We start from the raw sequence: 15745 nt of genomic DNA on the forward strand, positions 1-15745 counted from the left end.
CGTCAGCCACCTCCCTGCGACACGCCGCCGCCCGGGGCAGCCGGATGGTTTTGCTTCGCCAGACCGTGCGTCGTTTTTTCCCAATAAAACGGCTTCGTAATCAGCTGCCAAGCCGCTTTAACGGCTGCAATGCTCATCAGCACCCAATAGATCGGAGTCAACAGCGCGTATTTGACGAGTCCGTAGGAGAACGTGCGGTCTCCGCGCTTCTCAAGATCGTGAATGATCCAGTACACTCCCGCAACGTTGCTGAAGACGAACAGGAAATTGCCGATCAGAAACTCCGCCGCCGCCAAATAATAAATAATGCCGGGGAAAAATTGCGGAATCCAGGCGAGTTTCCAGCCATACCACAGCACCAGCATAATCCAGTAAAACGGATTAAGCAGCGGCAGCATCGGAGTGGCGAGCACCATCACCTGAAAGCCCAAAAATCCTTTCGGCCCGAGCTCCCGCCACAGCCGTACCGGGTTGCGCATATGGACAAGCCACGTCTGCATATATCCCTTGATCCAGCGGGAACGCTGCCGGATCCAGTTGCCGACGCGGCTGTTGGCCTCTTCCCACGTCCGGGAATCGACGATCGCCGTGCTGTAGCCCGATTTGTACAGCCGGATGCCAAGGTCCGCGTCCTCCGTCACGTTGTACGGGTCCCAGGCGTTGATCTCTTTGAGCACCGACATTTTAAAATGGTTCGACGTCCCGCCAAGTGGAATCGGAATATTAAGCTGCATCACGCCGGGCAGCAGCAGCTCGAACCACATGCTGTATTCGTGCGTAAACCAGCGGGTCAGCAGATTCTGATCGCTGTTGAAATAATTGAGCTTGGCTTGAATGCATGCCGTATTCTCCGGGCTTCTCATGAAAGCGGCGTGCACCTTTTTGAGCTGATCAGGATCTGGCCGATCCTCGGCATCGTAGATGACGACATACTCGCCACGCGCGCGGATCAACCCGTAGTTGCAGGCTTTAGGCTTCGTCTTCGGCAAGCTGTGCGGCACCACGATCGTCGTGTAATACGGCGGCAGCTTCATGCCCTGCAAAATCTCCTGCGCCTCGATATCGTCCTGCTCGATCAGGAGCCGCACATCCAGCTTCGCCTTCGGGTAATCGAGCTGCTCGATATTGTGCAGCAGGTGCGGGATGACCTCGCTCTCCTTGTACATCGGAACGAGAATCGTGTAGACGGGCAGTGTCCGCTCGTCGATGGCATCAATCTCTTCCTGCTTGAAGCGGATTTGCGCAAAATCGCGGGTTCCGTACATAATGATCATGAATTTGAACAGCGTCATTGCAAAATAAAACAGCTGTACGGCTATGTTGATGACGATCAGCGTATGCAGCCAATCGAGCCCCAAGCTGAGCAGGACAAGGAACGTGCAGATGCCGATGACCGTCAGCTGCGGCTTCGTAAACGTGATGTGTGCGGAGTTTTGCGGCTGCTCGTTCGCCAGCTTCTGGGTGCTCTCACGCAGCAGCTCGGACTGGTACGCTTCCTTCCAGAAATATTCCATTTCTTCTCTTGTCGCCAGTACCTGCTGCACCGGCATGCCTAGCATGTTCTCAATTGCAACGACCGCTTCGTCCGTCAGCGGATGGCCGACGGCTACCAAATAGCGGTTCGCGTCTTGGTGAATGACGACGGCATCGTACTGTCGGGCCATCGCCTCTGGCAGCTTGTTCACTTCCTCGAACATATATTCCGAGCCGATTCGTCCGAGATTGTATTGCGTAGCGATGTGACGGTACAGCTTCTCCGGCTCGATGAAGCGCATCGACATCAAAATATCGCCGAGCAGCCCGCCGCTCTTGCGTTGAAACTCGAGCGCCCTGTCCAGCTGTTCTTTCGTAATGGCGCCGGTTTCGACCAGCATGTCGCCAAGTCGCCCCTTGTTTCCTTGCTGATGCAGAATAGGCGCAATGGTCTCCCGCGGAGTGAAGCCGAGCTCCACGAGAATATCGCCCAAGCGACCGCCGAACTTCCGCTGCCGCTCCATCGCCGTTTCGAGCTGCTCGGGGGTCAACAGCCCCTCGGCTACCAGCCGGTCGCCAAGACGCAGTCTGGGCTTGTCCACGGGTTCATCGTCCAGCTTCGGCTCGAAGCCGGGCCGTTCCATAAGCTCCATCTTCGCTGCAATAAGCTGCTGCACCGTACGATCCTTGCTCTCGATCTGAGCCTTCAGCTCCTGCGCCCGTGCTTGCAGCTCGCCGATCCGCTCCTGCCTCCGGCTGCGCTCCCGAATCAGCTGTTCTTCCTTTTCCCGGACCTGTGCTTCCAGCTCGTCGACGAACCGGTCGGTCACGCTCTTGCGGAGCCCAAACAGCGTGCGCCCGAACGGCTTTCTCTTTACCCGTTTCTTTGAATCCATTTCCTCAGACCCGCTTCCATTCGCTCCAATTCGGTCAATCCCTGCTCTAAGTCGGCGATTTCGTCCAATAGCTCCGTTTCCGTCCGTTCATATGCTGCGCTTTCCTCTTGCTGCCGTTCCTCTAGAAGCTTCAGCTCCGCTTCAAGCGAGGAGACGTACCGGTGTACCTGATCGGCGTTATAACCGAACAAAGCCTTGTCTACTCTCACGAATCTCTCCCCTTATGCATGACATTCCGTAATAATCTCGATCAGATCAAGCGGGTCCAGCGCTTTCAGCCTGGCGCTATCTTCCTCTCCGAGCACAATGCTTCTTCCGACGGCTGCCGGCAGCTCCCGGTCGTTTTGGAACAGACGGCACCTGCCGTGCAGAACGGTCCATGAGACGATACGCCGCACATCGGCAGACGGGGCGGTGACGAGCTCCTCTCCCGCTTCCAGATGAATGCGGCGCGTCGTTACCGCGGTCCCGTCCGGGAAAGCGGAGCTATCCACCGTCCGCTCGGAGGACGCCTTTTTATCGCTGTTCCTCTCCCGCCCCATGCGATCGAGCGCTTCCTTCAAGCGAGAGCTGCTTTCCTTATGCGTCACCAAAATGCCCTCGGGGCTTGCCGCGACGACGACATCGGATAAGCCAAGTACAATCGCCGGCACCTCAAGCTCGTTCACTACGTGAACGTTGTCACATTCCTCCCCAATATATCCGGGACCGATCAGAGGCCGATTCATTTCCTCCGTAAGCGCGCACCACGTGCCGAGGTCCTTCCACGGTCCTTCGTATGCAAGCGCCGCAATCCGCTCCTCCCGTTCCACGACGGCATAGTCGAAGCTTCGGCTCTCGATGCGGTCATACGCCAGAAGCAGCTCCTCATACGCTTCCGGAAGCCCCACAGCTTTCAGCCGGTCCAATAAATACCCCGCGCGGAAACAGAACACGCCGCAGTTCCAAAGCGCGCCTTGTTCGATATAACGAACGGCGTCCGACTTCGAAGGCTTCTCGTGAAAAGCGCGGATCGCCAACACAGCATTGGCTCCGCCGTCCCCCTCCGGGACCATATATCCGTATTTCTGCGACGGAAAATCAGGCCGGACACCCATCAAAGCCAGGTTTGCTCCGGAGCTTGTCAACGTCTCGGGCAGTTGCAGCAGCCTGTCGTAGAACGAATCCTCCGTCCGTCCGTCTACAGGCATAACGATGACCGGCTCGTCGCGGGATACGCCGCGATGCGAGCACAGGTAAGCAACCGAAAGCAAGATGGCCGCAAACGTATCGCGCTTCTCCGGCTCCAGCACCAGATCCGCTTCGCATCCGAGCTGCTTCAGAATCGTCTCCCGCTGGTTGGCGGAAGTGGCGATAACGGCCGATTGGTGAAGCCCTCTGCTGCCGAGCCTCTTCCATACCTGCTGCAGCATGGAGACTGGGCGCCCCGTTTCGTCATGAAACAATCGTATGAATTGCTTGGAGCGCCGCTCCGTCGACAGCGGCCACAGCCTCGTTCCCGAACCTCCGGACAGCAAAATAATGTTCATCCGTTCACCTGTTTTCCGTGCGAAACAATTCGTTTCGTGTTTTAAGAATACTAGTATAATAGCATAATCGTTTTAAAATTTTATTTAGCAAATATTAGCCGGAAGTCAAAATTTCATAAAAACCGATTCATTTGTTAGCCTTGCGTTAATATCAAACAAACACCCCTTGCAAGGATACGGTTGTACGCATCGTTACAAGGGGTGTACTAGGCAGACCCGGTTGAAAACCGTGCCTTATGCATTCACTTTTTGCTTAGCAGTTTCTGCCAAAGAGTTGAACGCATTGATATCGTTAACGGCGAGATCCGCCAGCATTTTGCGGTTTACTTCTACGCCAGCCAGTTTCAGGCCGTGCATAAGCTTGCTGTAGGAAAGACCGTTTTGACGCGCTGCCGCATTGATCCGCACGATCCACAGTTTGCGGAAATCGCGTTTTTTCTGACGGCGGTCGCGGTATGCGTAAAGCAAGGATTTCATCACTTGCTCTTTTGCCGTTTTAAACAGTCTATGTTTCGAGCCAAAGTAACCTTTAGCAAGTTTCAATATTTTTTTACGACGACGCGTACGGATAAATCCGCCCTTCACTCTTGCCATGACAATCTACCTCCAGAAATGTTGTAAGTATGCGAATTCGAGACGAACGGGATTACTTAATGTTAGCGAGCTGTTGCTTCAGGCGTCTTACATCGCCCGGATGCATAACCGGATTCGTGCCCAGAACGCGTTTTTGGCGAGCGGATTTGCCGGACAGCAGGTGGTTTTTATACGCTTTGTAGCGTTTTACTTTACCGGTACCTGTAATTTTGAAGCGGTCTTTCAAGCTGCTGTGAGTTTTCATTTTTGGCATGGGGTGTTCCTCCTTAAAGAATGAGAATTTACTGTTGCTGCTTCGGCGCCAAGATCATGATCATGCTCCGGCCTTCCAGCTTCGGCCTGCGCTCAATGATGCACAGCTCTTCCACTTCGGCTGCCATGCGCTCCAGAACGCGTTGACCGATGTCGGCATGAGCGATCTCTCGGCCGCGAAAACGGACGGACAGCTTTACTTTATCGCCATCGTTCAGGAATTTCACAACGTTGCGCAGTTTCGTTTGAAAATCGTGCTCGTCAATCGTCGCGCTCAGACGAATTTCTTTCAGCTCGACAATCTTTTGATTCTTACGGGCTTCTTTCTCTTTCTTCTGCGTTTCGTAGCGGAATTTACCGTAGTCCATAATCCGGCAAACCGGCGGTTTCGCCGTAGGCGCCACGTTCACCAAGTCCAGATTCTGATCAAGCGCAATTTGCAGCGCTTCGCGGATCGGCTTGATGCCGAGCTGTTCTCCGTTCGCATCAATCAAACGAACTTCTCTCGCCCGAATTTCATCGTTAATCATGTGCTCTGTACTGATAACCTGCCACCTCCAAAAGATTTTACAAAAAAAATACGTGGGCGTTAAACGCCCACGTTTGGTTTTAGGTCCAATGGTGACTGGTCCGTTCGAAAACGGATCAATCAAACAAAGTCACTCTCAGTCATAACCAGCCAACCAAGGTCGGACAGGTGAGAAGCGGGCGCTTCTTCTTTCGCACTAAATTAATATACCATTGCCATTGACTATAGTCAACAGCGAATTCTGATTTTTTAGCGGCTTGCGCTAGCTGGCCTGCTTGCTCTGCATATCCTCAAGCCGGATGACGCGGGTATGCTCGGTATGGCTCCACTGCTTGTTGTTTTGCGTGAAGAACGCGTAGAACGTGATCGGCCACCAGGACAGTAGGAAGAGCGGGAACGTAATCAAGTACTTATACGATTTCCAAGGCGCTTTCTCCAAAATCAGCGCGATCACAAACTGGGCGTAGGTTAACACCGAGAAGATCGCAAAGAAGCTCGGCGCAATCTGGAACAAGGAACTAAAGTTCGGAACGCCCGGAAGCGTCATATCGACCCACAGCACCACGGTAACGATCGAACCGATGAACAGGTTGTAAACGTTGAGCGCATAAACGGCCGTGTCGATCTTCGCCCAGCTGCCTTCCTTGATCCCTTTCCACAACAGCGGGAAGAAGTAGCGTCTGGCCACGTTGAAATGGCCCTGCATCCAGCGGAGCCGCTGGCGCGCCGAAGCTTTGAACGTGAGCGGCTTCTCGTCATACACTCTCGCGTAATAGTTGAACGTCGGGTTGACGCCGCGCATCACGCAGCGCATCGTAAACTCCAGGTCCTCGACGAGGCTTGTCGCCCCCCAGCCGATTTCCTTCAGCAGGTTCGATTCGAAGCACATTCCCGTGCCGCCCAAATAGTTGGCCAGACCAAGGTTGGTCCGCGGCAGCTGCCAAAGACGGTTACAGTACCAGTAGGTTACCGCGTAAGCGGCAGTGATCCAGGAATCGTGCGGATTCTTCGTATCCAGATAAGCCTGAATAACCTTGGAACCGTTGCACAAGTCATTGTTCATATGCGTCAGGTAATCCGTGCTGACAAGGTTGTCGGCGTCGAACATGACGACGGCATCGTACTCGCGCGGCATTTTCCACAGCTCTTTGAGCATCCACTCGATCGCGTAGCCTTTGCCTCTCAGCTTCGGATTGTTGCGTTCGCAGGCGTGCACGCCCATGTCGCGGGCGATCTGAGCCGTATTGTCGGTGCAGTTATCGCAAATCACGAATATATCATATAGTTCTTTCGGATAGTCAAGATTCTTCAAGTTCTCGATAAGCGCCCCGACAACCTGCTCCTCATTGTGAGCCGCTACTAGAACGGCAAACGTTTTTTGAGGCGCATGATCAATTTGATTTTTGCGGCGGTACCAACCGAAAAACGTCAGAACCAGCTGGTAGGCTCCAATCATAGCCAAAACAATCTGGAGGCCTAACAGAATACTGTCCAACATGAAACATCCCCCTTTTTTTGTATGTACCCCTTATGTCTGTTTCTCTTAGCGCCTTCAAAAATTTTTTCGATGGTGTGGATTAGATTACGAGGGTCGCCGAATATGATTTTCCTCTCTTTGGTCCGATTTGTCAAAACCGACAAGACGCTGCCTGCGGCCGGATCTTTGTTTTTCCGGGAAATACGGCAGGAATTCCGGCAAGACTCTTTGCTATCCATCTTTTTACGTCTTATTTTCATCGATTTTCAAACTTTTTATAAGCGCCAGCTGGAAAAAACTTTCTGAAAACACACACGGAAAAGCGGTCATTTGGAAAAGACGGCTTCCTTCGGCCGCATTGTCCCGGCTTCGCGCACGACTTGGAAATAGCTCTGGTACAGCCCGTGGAAAATCGCATCCCACGACTGCCGCAAGCTGTAAGCCCGTCCGGCTTGACCGAGCCTTGCGCCCAGCCCGCGATCCTCATACAACCGGAGCATCGCTTCGGCGAAATCCGGCACGTTCCCCGTTCTGCAGAGCAGTCCGGTTTCTTCGTGCACGATCGATTCCCCGACGCCTCCGGCATCCGCCCCGACAACCGGCGTCCCGCAAGCCATCGCTTCCAGCACGACATTGCCGAACGTTTCCGTCGCCGACGGAAACACAAAGGCATCCGCAGCGGCGTACAAGTCGCTCAGTTCCTTTCCTTGCCGGAAGCCCGTAAAAGTCACGTCTTCCCTGCCCGCAAGCAGCTCCTGCATGGGCCGCAGCAGAGGCCCGTCCCCGGTCACGATCAAGTGCGACCTGCTGCGCACCTCGCCCGGAAGCGAATCGAATGCGCGAAGAAGAACATCGACGCTTTTCTCGGGAGCCAACCTCCCGACATATAATATAACGAATGTGGACGGGGAAAGGTTGCAAGTCCGCAGCACTTCTTCCCGGTTGACAAACGGGTGAAACCGGTTTACTTCCACGCCGCGGGACCAAATTTCCAGCGATTTCAGTCCTTTTTCCTGCAAATGCCGAAGCGTCGAACGGGACGGAACATAAATTTTGCGGCAATCCTGATGAAACCACAGCATGTATTTCCACAGCAGCGGCTCCATCCATTGCAGCTTGTAATAAGCAAGATATTGATCGAAGTGGGTATGGTACGAGGCTACGACCGGCACCTGATGGCGCTTGGCATACTGAAGCCCGATCCAACCCAAATTAAACGGCGTGGCGACATGAATCAGGTCGGGAGCAAACGCCTTCAGCGACTTGGCCAGGTTGACCGGATTAGGGATAGCCATACGGCACTCCGGATACAATAAGAAGGGGATGCTGCCAAATCTTTCTATCATCCACTGATCGGATTCGGCTGCCGATTGACTATGCGGCGCAAACACTTTGCAAGCCACTCCGCGCGCTTCAAGAAACTTAACCCACCTGCCGAGCGTCTTCGCTACCCCGTTCACGTCCGGTACGAACGTATCCGTAAATAGGGCTACTCTCATGTTTAACCTCCTCAGAGCTTTGTTGAAACAGCAACTATGAAAAAAAAGTTGATGGAGACAAAACTGACATCGGAAGCATCGGCCTGTACGAGCGCACAAAACAGGTCTCTTTTGAAACCAAACCGGTACCGGAAGCGTTTAGTTGTATGAAAACGAAGCTTTTTCAGAGCATGGAATGCAACCTTCGCTTTAGCACATTTTTCAAAAATTATTTCATCGTTGAAGGGGAAGCCGAACGGCCGTCGTCAAAAGTGATTGTAACGAGGCAATGTTAGCGCAGCATCAATGGAAGATTAAATTTACCTTTTATATTGTTTTTATATTCCTATAACATTTGCCCCCTACACTTATATATGAGCTGGCCAGACAGCTTATCCCACACTGCAAGGAGGCGTTGTTCCCTTGAGCCGTGTCGTTTCGTGGCTGCAAAAGCATGAGCACCGGATGTTTTTCTTCGTGAACCAACGTATTCAGCACTCTGCGCTGGATTACTTTTTTAATGCGATCACCCATTTGGGGGGCGCTACGGCTATGATTATCATTGCGCTCTGCGTCGCTCTGTTTACGGAGGGAGTATGGAGAATAGCCGGCATCGAGAGCTGTATCGCTCTGGCGGTTAGCCATGTGCCCGTCGCGATCATTAAGAAGAAATATCCGCGGCTCCGGCCTTATCTCGTGCTGAAGGGCACGCACACATGCAAAAAACCGTTAACGGACCATTCGTTCCCGTCCGGTCATACGACGGCCGTATTCTCCGTAACCGTGCCGCTCATGCTTGTTCATTCGTGGATCGCTATTATTTTGCTTCCTATTGCATCTCTCGTCGGTCTGTCGCGTATATATCTAGGACTCCACTACCCGTCCGACTGTTTGGCCGGGCTGCTGATCGGAACCGTAACGGCCCTGTCGGCCGTTGCAATTTTGGGCTAAAAGCATTAATGTTAATTTTGTGTAAATTCCATTTGGTACAAGGTTGGGTGAAGCGCCTATGCGTAAAAAGAGGGTCTTGTTATTATCCGAAGGCTTCGGCGCCGGTCACACGCAAGCGGCTCACGCTCTGTCCGACAGTCTTCGCATGCTCTCGCCCGAAGTCCAGACTCGCGTACTTGAGCTCGGCACGTTTCTGCATCCGACGCTGGCTCCATGGATTCTTACCGCTTACCGCAAGACCGTGTCGACTCAACCCAAGCTTTATGGGCTGATGTATCGTTCCCAATACAAAAAATCGTTAAACCGTTTTACCCAGCTTGCACTCCATCGCATCTTTTATGCGCAGGCCGCCGAGGTCATCCATCAGCTGCGTCCGGATACGATCGTATGCACGCATCCGTTTCCGAGTGCGGTGATCTCCCGTTTGAAGCGTTCCGGCTTGAACGTGCCGCTGTGCACCGTAATCACCGATTACGACGCCCATGGCACCTGGGTTAGCCCTGAAGTGAACACGTATCTGGTGTCGACCCCGGACGTCAAAGAAAAGCTGCTCAGCCGCGGCATTCCGTCCGAAACGGTAAAGGTGACGGGCATTCCGATTCATCCGAACTTCTGGGAGCAGCACAACCGGGAAGAGCTTCGCAGCCGCTTCGGCCTGTCGTCCCTGCCTACGGTGCTCGTTATGGGCGGCGGCTGGGGACTGGTGAAGGACGAAGGATTCCTGCAGCATCTGACCACTTGGCGCGACCGGATCCAGCTTGTCGTCTGTCTCGGAAACAACGAGAAAGCGCTGGCGGAGCTGGCCGAGGACGAGCGTTTCCGGCATCCGAACATCCGTCTGCTCGGGTTCACCAAAGAAATCGACAAATGGATGGACGTCTCCGACCTCCTCATCACGAAACCGGGAGGCATGACCTGCACGGAAGGGCTTGCCAAAGGAATTCCGATGCTGTTCTACAAGCCGATCCCGGGACAGGAAGAGGAAAACCTGCAGTACTTCACACAGCACGGCTTGGGAGAGCCGATCAAATCGGCAGAGACCATAGATCATTGGTTCCGGCTTCTAACCGACAAGGTGTTCGAGATGCGCCAAGCCCGTGCCGGACTGGTGCGAAAAGAGGGCGCATACAATCCCGCCCAGTGCCCCCAAGCGATTATGGAAGTACTGGCACGCTAAAAAAGGCAAAAGCCTTGTGGCTCTTCAATGAGCGCACAAGGCTTTTTTGACGATTTCTATTCTTCCGCCGCGTCTTCCGCGTCTGTCTCGGGCTCCTGCCGTTCGGACAGCTGTTTCTGATGCGCGGCCAGCGCTTCTTGCCCAATCACGGCCTCCAATCGGAAAATCGGCATCCCCTGCTTGTAGAACTTCGTTTCGTATTCCGTCATGATCAAATCGGTCCGCGCTTCTTCCGCATGAAGATCGAGCGAAATGTTGCGCATACGAAGCCCCAAATCGGCAAACGAGTTAAGTGAAAACTCAAACAGCGAACGGGAATCCGTTTTGAAATGAATTTCTCCCCGCTGATTCAAAATCGACTGATATTTATGAACAAAGTTCGCATGGGTCAGCCTGCGGCGCGCATGTCTTTTTTTCGGCCAAGGATCGCTGAAGTTCAAATAAATGCGTTCCAGCTCGCCTGCGGCGAAAATATTTTCGATCAGCTCGATGTTAAAGCGCGCGAGCCGCAGATTGGACAAGTCGCCGCCATGCTCCTCGCGGGAAGCATGCGCCTTCTCTCCGGCCCGGCGGACAAGCTCGTCGTACATGTCGACGCCTATGTAATTGATGTGCGGATTGAGGGCGCTCAGCTCGCTAATAAACCGCCCCTTGCCCATCCCTAGCTCCACATGGATAGGACGGTCGTTACCGAACAGCTCGGCCCACCGGCCCTTGTACGGCTCCGGCTCCAGCACGACCAGCTCCGGCTGCGCCTCCAGCGCTTCCCTGATTCCTTTACGTCCTCTTAACCGCATAGATCAACCTTCCTCCAACCGCTTGCGCATCGTACCGCGCGTTTTCGTCTTGATCGATTATACTCCAGAAGACCGGGAATGAAAAGACCGGCCCGTGCCGTAAGGGCGGAGGGACCGGTCAGGAGACTGGTTAAAAACGTTACTTGCGGAACTCGCCTTCGTCACGATTTCGGCTGCGCAGACCAGCCAACCCGAGCAAGCCTAGCAGACCAAGCCAGCCCCAGTTTGAGCCAGTGTTCGTGTTCGCCGCAGCATTACGGTACGAGTAGGTGTTATAATTGCCGCCGTATCCGTACCCCGTACGATCGGTCGTACCGGTGTACGTATTCATCCGGTCCAGCATGTTGTAGTTATAATTAGTTCCTGTTGTCGTACCCGTTGCTGCACCAGTAGTCGCTCCTGTCGTCGTACCCGTCGTAGTGCCTGTAGTCCCTGTTGTCGTGCCTGTTGTTGTACCTGTTGTGCCTGTCGTCGTACCTGTGCCCGTTGTTGTACCCGTGCCTGTGGTTCCATAGGTCGAAGTGGTCCCATACGTAGACGAAGTCCCGGTTCCCGTGGCCACCGTTTCCGCATAGGCTTGCCCCCCCGTACCAATAGCAGCCGTTAGAGCGAGCGCAAGCACCGTTTTCCCGAACTTGTTCATGGTATGATAATTCTCCCTTCTCAAGCTGGATTGGTTTTTAACGCCTTGCAACCTTAGCATAGGCCACGCGTTGTTTTCTTATCCCGTTCTCCGGCAGGAGGGTTTTGTCAAGGACTAAGTTCGCTTTTGAGGCCATTTTTCGGTACAATATATATTGTAATGCTCTGCGAAAGAGCCGATTCGAGTCTATTCGAGCTTTATCGATTTTTTATAAAAGGAGTTTCGCCTGATGAAGCAAGCTGAAATCATCCGACCGCCACTATGGGGCGATAAACGTTTTCATACATGGAACTACGAAATGCGGCAGCAGTTCGGAGGCAAAGTATTCAAAGTCATGCTCGACGCCGGATTCACTTGTCCGAACCGCGACGGGACAATAGCTGCCGGAGGCTGCACGTTTTGCAGCGCACGGGGCTCCGGTGATTTTGCCGGAAGCCGCCGGGACGATCTGGTAACACAGTTCAACAAAATCCGCGATTTGCAGCATCAAAAATGGCCGGAAGCGCAGTATATCGGCTATTTCCAAGCTTATACCAATACGTACGCTCCGGTGGAGGAGTTGCGCGAATATTATGAAGCGATTTTGCAGCAGCCCGGCGTGGTCGGCTTGTCGATTGCCACGAGGCCGGATTGTTTGCCGGACGATGTCGTCGACTATTTGGCCGAGCTGAACGAACGCACATACTTGTGGGTCGAAATGGGCCTGCAGACGATTCACGAACGGACGTCAGAGCTCATCAACCGGGCGCACGATACGCAGTGTTACCTGGATGCGGTCGCGAAGCTTCGGGCCAGAGGCATCCGGGTCTGCGCGCATATCATTTACGGCCTGCCCCAGGAAACGCACGAGATGATGCTGGAAACCGGCCGAGCCGTCGCACGGATGGACGTGCAGGGGATTAAGATCCATCTGCTCCACTTGATGCGCAAAACGCCGATGGTGAAGCAGTATGAGGCCGGTCTGCTGCGGTTTCTGGAAAAAGATGAGTACGTGTCGCTCGTTGTCGATACGTTGGAATTTCTGCCGCCGGAAATGATCGTTCACCGGCTGACCGGGGACGCGCCCCGGGATTTGTTGATCGGACCGATGTGGAGCTTGAAAAAGTGGGAGGTACTCAACGCCTTCGACGAAGAGCTGCGCAGACGCGATACGTGGCAAGGAAAAAAGTGGCCGCACGGCGCACAAGGTTCCGGTTCGGGATTAGCCTGAACCGGGGAGGCGCCAGGCTCGGGGACCGGTAAGACCGCACGGCACCCGGCGGCCCGCGGGAGGAGTGAGGAACGATGAACGGCAAACGGAGAGTCGTTTGCTTCATGCTCGGGGCCGCGGCATATCTCGCGGCCGGCTGCACGGACGATCCGGCGACGCCGACGCCGCCGGTCAATGTGGCCCCCGCCCCGACGGAGGACGGGGCGAAGGTACCGCCGCCGAAGGCGGAGGCGAACGCACCCGGCGGGGCGGTCGGCTCCGCCGTCCCGGGCGGCGCAGGCAGCGGCGAAGCCGGGGGCGGCAGCGAAGCCGCAGGCAGCGAAGCGCCGACGCCGCCAGCGGGCGGCACGGCGCCGCAGGCGGGCGCGGAGCGCCTCCCGGCGAAGCCGGATACGGCTGCGAAGCAGCCGGTGGCGCCGAAGGCGCCGAGCGCGCCAGCGCTGCCGCCGGCGAAGCTGCCACCCCCCGCGAAGCAGGGGGGAGCGGAGCCGGAAGGCGGCAAGGCGGTGACGCCGCCGGTGGGGCCGATCGAGCCGCCGAAGGCGAGCTCGGAGCCGGAGGCGTCAGGCTCGGCCGTGGCGAAGCCAGGGTTTCAGACGCCGACGAGCCCGGCAGGCGCTGGAGATCTGGCGCCGCCGGGACGGGCAAGCAATTAGGAGCACGGCGAAGCCGGGTTCGGACATGCTTCAAGAGAGCTTACTTACATAGCTCATAGCTTCAAACCTTTGTACCTGACGAATAAGACATTTCCAGTGCGTTATAGCACCATGGTTGAAGCGGCCTAATTCAATAGAGGAACTCTAGTGAGTTATTCGTGTCGAATGTGGGTTGCGTATCTTGTTTTTGTCGTATTAAGGCACCATAGTTCCTTTATTCATCAAATTTGGCTTGAAACGAGACTTATAGCGCATTGCTGTTCCTTTATTGGACCTGAACATCCAAAGTTAGGTATCTCTCATCTATGCTTTTCATATCCGGTAGAACAACGACAAGCAGCTTAGCATTTTTCATTATCCATAACAGGAGGAATCGCTCCTTTGGGCTTTATTTCTATACTCAGCTTTGCACATAAATTAATAGAAGAACGGGTGCAGCCGGGAGAAACCGTTGTCGACGGTACGGCCGGCGGCGGAGTCGATACGGCGTTTCTGGCCCGGCTTGTCGGGCCTTCCGGGACCGTGCACTCCTTTGACATCCAGCAGCAGGCGCTGGACCGCACGGCCTTGCGTCTTGAACAGGAATGTCCCGGCCGCGACGTCCGGCTTCACCTGCGCAGCCATGCATCGCTGCTGGACACCATCTCCGAAGAAAACCACGGCCGCATCGGGGCCGTCATGTTCAACCTTGGCTATTTGCCCGGAGCCGATCACGAAACCGTGACCGAGCCGGCGTCGACGCTGGCTGCCTTGGAAGCTTCCGCCCGGCTTATTCGACGCGGCGGCATTATTACGATCGTACTGTACACCGGCCATCGGGGAGGCTTGGAGGAAGCGGCCGAGGTCGAGCGTTGGGCTGCCGCTTTGCCGCAAAAGCATTTTCAGACGCTGCAGTATCGTTTTATGAATCAGATCAACCACCCGCCCTATCTTATCGCCATTGAGAAGAGATAGTGCCGCGCCCCCGCTTTCAGTGCTTTTAGCTATAGCAAAACGCGGGGCGGATTGATATAATGCAAAATAGAAAAAATGAAAGGCCGGGTTTGCTCCGGTAAACCCGACCGACAAAGGATAAGGAAGTGGAGAGTAATGAAGCCGTATCCGTTGCAATGCAAGCCCGAATTTAAAGAAAGAGTATGGGGCGGACGTGCGCTCGAACAGTTCGGACTCGAACTGCCGGAAGGTAAGATCGGCGAAGGATGGATGATCGGCGATCACCCGAATGGAACAACTACCGTCGCGAACGGCGAGTTGGCCGGCATGGGACTCGATCAAATCCGCGAGCAATACGGGAGCGAGTTTTTCGGCAGTAAGGGCTTTTCGGAGAAAAACGGCCGGTTCCCGCTGCTCATCAAGCTGCTGGACTGCCAGGACGACCTGTCCGTGCAAGTGCACCCGAACGATCATTACGAGCGTCTGCCGCAAGGCGAGTTAGGCAAAACCGAAATGTGGTACATTCTGGACGCCAAGCCGGGCGCCAAAATCATCTACGGGTTGAAAGACGGCGTTACCCGCGAGCAGTTGGCTGAAGCTATCGAGCAGAACCGCATCTTGGACTGCTTGAACGAAGTTACCGCCGAAGCAGGCGATTCGTTCTACATTCCCGCAGGCACCGTGCATGCGCTCGGAGCCGGCGTGCTGGTCGCCGAAATTCAACAAAATTCGGACAGCACTTACCGGCTGTACGATTACGACCGTCTCGGTCTGGACGGCAAGCCGCGCGAGCTGCACATTGAAGATTCCTTGAACGTCATCGCCTACGAAAATTCGGGCGCTACGTATATGAAAACGAACTTGAACGCCTCCGGCGAATGGTTGACTCTGGCCCGCTCCCCGTTCTTCGTGACGGAAAAAGGCCGCGTCGAAGGTAATTGGCCGCTGCAAACGTCGGCGGAAAGCTTCGTGATCCACATCATCTGCGAAGGCACGGGCTCGATTCGTTGGGCCGACGGCGAGCTGAACGTGAAACCGGGCGAATGTTACCTGTTGCCGGCCAGCCTTGGCAGCTATTCGCTTGAGGGCAGCATGACGGTCCTGCGCAGCTACCTGCCGTAGACCTTAGCGGACATAAAAACAAAGAACA

The 15745-nt window shown here is 54.8% G+C and carries 17 protein-coding genes and 1 other annotated feature; of the genes, 6 read left to right on the plus strand and 11 right to left on the minus strand.

Translation table 11 applies throughout. The annotated features are described in order from the left end of the window. Nucleotides 1-2: 2 nt before the first annotated feature. The 8 genes from QMG93_RS11200 to QMG93_RS11235 form a co-directional block, all read right to left on the minus strand. Complete coding sequence (locus QMG93_RS11200; protein ID WP_281936328.1) at nt 3-2369, minus strand: glycosyltransferase family 2 protein; 2367 nt, start codon at nt 2367-2369, stop codon at nt 3-5. Next, the gene (locus QMG93_RS11205) at nt 2348-2578 is read right to left on the minus strand and encodes a hypothetical protein (protein WP_281936330.1); all 231 of its coding nucleotides are present in this window, start codon (nt 2576-2578) and stop codon (nt 2348-2350) included. The genes QMG93_RS11200 and QMG93_RS11205 overlap by 22 nt, the downstream gene beginning before the upstream one ends. 12 nt (nt 2579-2590) lie before the next feature. Next, on the minus strand, nt 2591-3898 hold the full coding sequence (locus QMG93_RS11210; RefSeq protein WP_281936332.1) for a sugar phosphate nucleotidyltransferase: 1308 nt from the start codon (nt 3896-3898) through the stop codon (nt 2591-2593). A gap of 234 nt (nt 3899-4132) precedes the next feature. After that, a complete protein-coding gene (rplT, locus tag QMG93_RS11215) occupies nt 4133-4492 on the minus strand; it encodes a 50S ribosomal protein L20 (RefSeq protein ID WP_025849278.1) in 360 nt (119 codons plus the stop codon). A gap of 52 nt (nt 4493-4544) precedes the next feature. Then, on the minus strand, nt 4545-4745 hold the full coding sequence (gene rpmI / locus QMG93_RS11220) for a 50S ribosomal protein L35 (protein ID WP_025849277.1): 201 nt from the start codon (nt 4743-4745) through the stop codon (nt 4545-4547). 28 nt (nt 4746-4773) lie between these two features. Next, a complete protein-coding gene (infC, locus tag QMG93_RS11225; protein ID WP_281936336.1) occupies nt 4774-5274 on the minus strand; it encodes a translation initiation factor IF-3 in 501 nt (166 codons plus the stop codon). 38 nt (nt 5275-5312) lie between these two features. Further along, nucleotides 5313-5470 (minus strand) — a sequence feature (ribosomal protein L20 leader region). A gap of 65 nt (nt 5471-5535) precedes the next feature. Then, nucleotides 5536-6771: a glycosyltransferase family 2 protein gene (locus tag QMG93_RS11230; protein WP_163859759.1), complete on the minus strand. Its 1236-nt coding sequence runs from the start codon at nt 6769-6771 to the stop codon at nt 5536-5538. 305 nt (nt 6772-7076) lie between these two features. Next, nucleotides 7077-8249, minus strand: a complete 1173-nt coding sequence (locus tag QMG93_RS11235) for a glycosyltransferase family 4 protein (RefSeq protein ID WP_281936340.1) — start codon at nt 8247-8249, stop codon at nt 7077-7079. A 402-nt stretch (nt 8250-8651) separates the two neighbouring features. Between QMG93_RS11235 and QMG93_RS11240 the strand changes: the two genes are divergently transcribed. Both QMG93_RS11240 and QMG93_RS11245 read left to right on the plus strand, forming a co-directional pair. Then, nucleotides 8652-9179 carry a phosphatase PAP2 family protein gene (locus QMG93_RS11240; protein ID WP_010499535.1) on the plus strand — a complete coding sequence of 176 codons (528 nt, stop codon included), beginning with the start codon at nt 8652-8654 and terminating at the stop codon, nt 9177-9179. A gap of 58 nt (nt 9180-9237) precedes the next feature. Next, the gene (locus QMG93_RS11245) at nt 9238-10356 is read left to right on the plus strand and encodes an MGDG synthase family glycosyltransferase (protein ID WP_281936343.1); all 1119 of its coding nucleotides are present in this window, start codon (nt 9238-9240) and stop codon (nt 10354-10356) included. 56 nt (nt 10357-10412) lie between these two features. Here QMG93_RS11245 and trmB read toward each other — a convergent pair whose 3' ends face one another. Both trmB and QMG93_RS11255 read right to left on the minus strand, forming a co-directional pair. After that, entirely contained in the window at nt 10413-11153 is a 741-nt protein-coding gene (gene trmB / locus QMG93_RS11250) for a tRNA (guanosine(46)-N7)-methyltransferase TrmB (protein WP_281936345.1), read from the minus strand. A 139-nt stretch (nt 11154-11292) separates the two neighbouring features. Continuing rightward, on the minus strand, nt 11293-11796 hold the full coding sequence (locus tag QMG93_RS11255) for a WGxxGxxG-CTERM domain-containing protein (protein WP_281936347.1): 504 nt from the start codon (nt 11794-11796) through the stop codon (nt 11293-11295). A 229-nt stretch (nt 11797-12025) separates the two neighbouring features. Here QMG93_RS11255 and QMG93_RS11260 point away from each other — a divergent pair, with 229 nt between their 5' ends. Further along, entirely contained in the window at nt 12026-13006 is a 981-nt protein-coding gene (locus QMG93_RS11260) for a TIGR01212 family radical SAM protein (RefSeq protein WP_281936349.1), read from the plus strand. On the opposite strand, the gene QMG93_RS11265 is transcribed toward QMG93_RS11260, so the two are convergent. Beyond that, nucleotides 12912-13355 (minus strand): hypothetical protein, encoded by a 444-nt coding sequence (locus QMG93_RS11265; RefSeq protein ID WP_281936351.1) that lies wholly within the window; start codon nt 13353-13355, stop codon nt 12912-12914. The two genes, QMG93_RS11260 and QMG93_RS11265, sit on opposite strands and share 95 nt — an antisense overlap. A gap of 157 nt (nt 13356-13512) precedes the next feature. On the opposite strand from QMG93_RS11265, the gene QMG93_RS11270 reads away from it, so the two are divergent. From QMG93_RS11270 to QMG93_RS11280, 3 genes are all read left to right on the plus strand, one after another. Next, nucleotides 13513-13662, plus strand: coding sequence for a hypothetical protein (locus QMG93_RS11270; RefSeq protein WP_281936353.1), 150 nt, complete (start codon nt 13513-13515; stop codon nt 13660-13662). Nucleotides 13663-14043: 381 nt separating this feature from the next. Next, on the plus strand, nt 14044-14616 hold the full coding sequence (locus tag QMG93_RS11275; RefSeq protein WP_281936354.1) for a class I SAM-dependent methyltransferase: 573 nt from the start codon (nt 14044-14046) through the stop codon (nt 14614-14616). Nucleotides 14617-14751: 135 nt separating this feature from the next. Continuing rightward, the gene (locus QMG93_RS11280; RefSeq protein WP_281936355.1) at nt 14752-15717 is read left to right on the plus strand and encodes a type I phosphomannose isomerase catalytic subunit; all 966 of its coding nucleotides are present in this window, start codon (nt 14752-14754) and stop codon (nt 15715-15717) included. Nucleotides 15718-15745: the final 28 nt, after the last annotated feature.

The organism is Paenibacillus tyrphae, assembly GCF_027925525.1.
GTDB lineage: Bacteria > Bacillota > Bacilli > Paenibacillales > NBRC-103111 > Paenibacillus_G > Paenibacillus_G tyrfis_B.

Coding starts and splice junctions, on each gene's coding strand:
- QMG93_RS11200 (WP_281936328.1), bottom strand. CDS start 2,369: ATGGATTCAAAGAAACGGGTAAAGAGAAAGCCGTTCGGGCGCACGCTG.
- QMG93_RS11210 (WP_281936332.1), bottom strand. CDS start 3,898: ATGAACATTATTTTGCTGTCCGGAGGTTCGGGAACGAGGCTGTGGCCG.
- rplT (WP_025849278.1), bottom strand. CDS start 4,492: ATGGCAAGAGTGAAGGGCGGATTTATCCGTACGCGTCGTCGTAAAAAA.
- rpmI (WP_025849277.1), bottom strand. CDS start 4,745: ATGCCAAAAATGAAAACTCACAGCAGCTTGAAAGACCGCTTCAAAATT.
- infC (WP_281936336.1), bottom strand. CDS start 5,274: ATGATTAACGATGAAATTCGGGCGAGAGAAGTTCGTTTGATTGATGCG.
- QMG93_RS11230 (WP_163859759.1), bottom strand. CDS start 6,771: ATGTTGGACAGTATTCTGTTAGGCCTCCAGATTGTTTTGGCTATGATT.
- QMG93_RS11235 (WP_281936340.1), bottom strand. CDS start 8,249: ATGAGAGTAGCCCTATTTACGGATACGTTCGTACCGGACGTGAACGGG.
- QMG93_RS11245 (WP_281936343.1), top strand. CDS start 9,238: ATGCGTAAAAAGAGGGTCTTGTTATTATCCGAAGGCTTCGGCGCCGGT.
- trmB (WP_281936345.1), bottom strand. CDS start 11,153: ATGCGGTTAAGAGGACGTAAAGGAATCAGGGAAGCGCTGGAGGCGCAG.
- QMG93_RS11255 (WP_281936347.1), bottom strand. CDS start 11,796: ATGAACAAGTTCGGGAAAACGGTGCTTGCGCTCGCTCTAACGGCTGCT.
- QMG93_RS11260 (WP_281936349.1), top strand. CDS start 12,026: ATGAAGCAAGCTGAAATCATCCGACCGCCACTATGGGGCGATAAACGT.
- QMG93_RS11280 (WP_281936355.1), top strand. CDS start 14,752: ATGAAGCCGTATCCGTTGCAATGCAAGCCCGAATTTAAAGAAAGAGTA.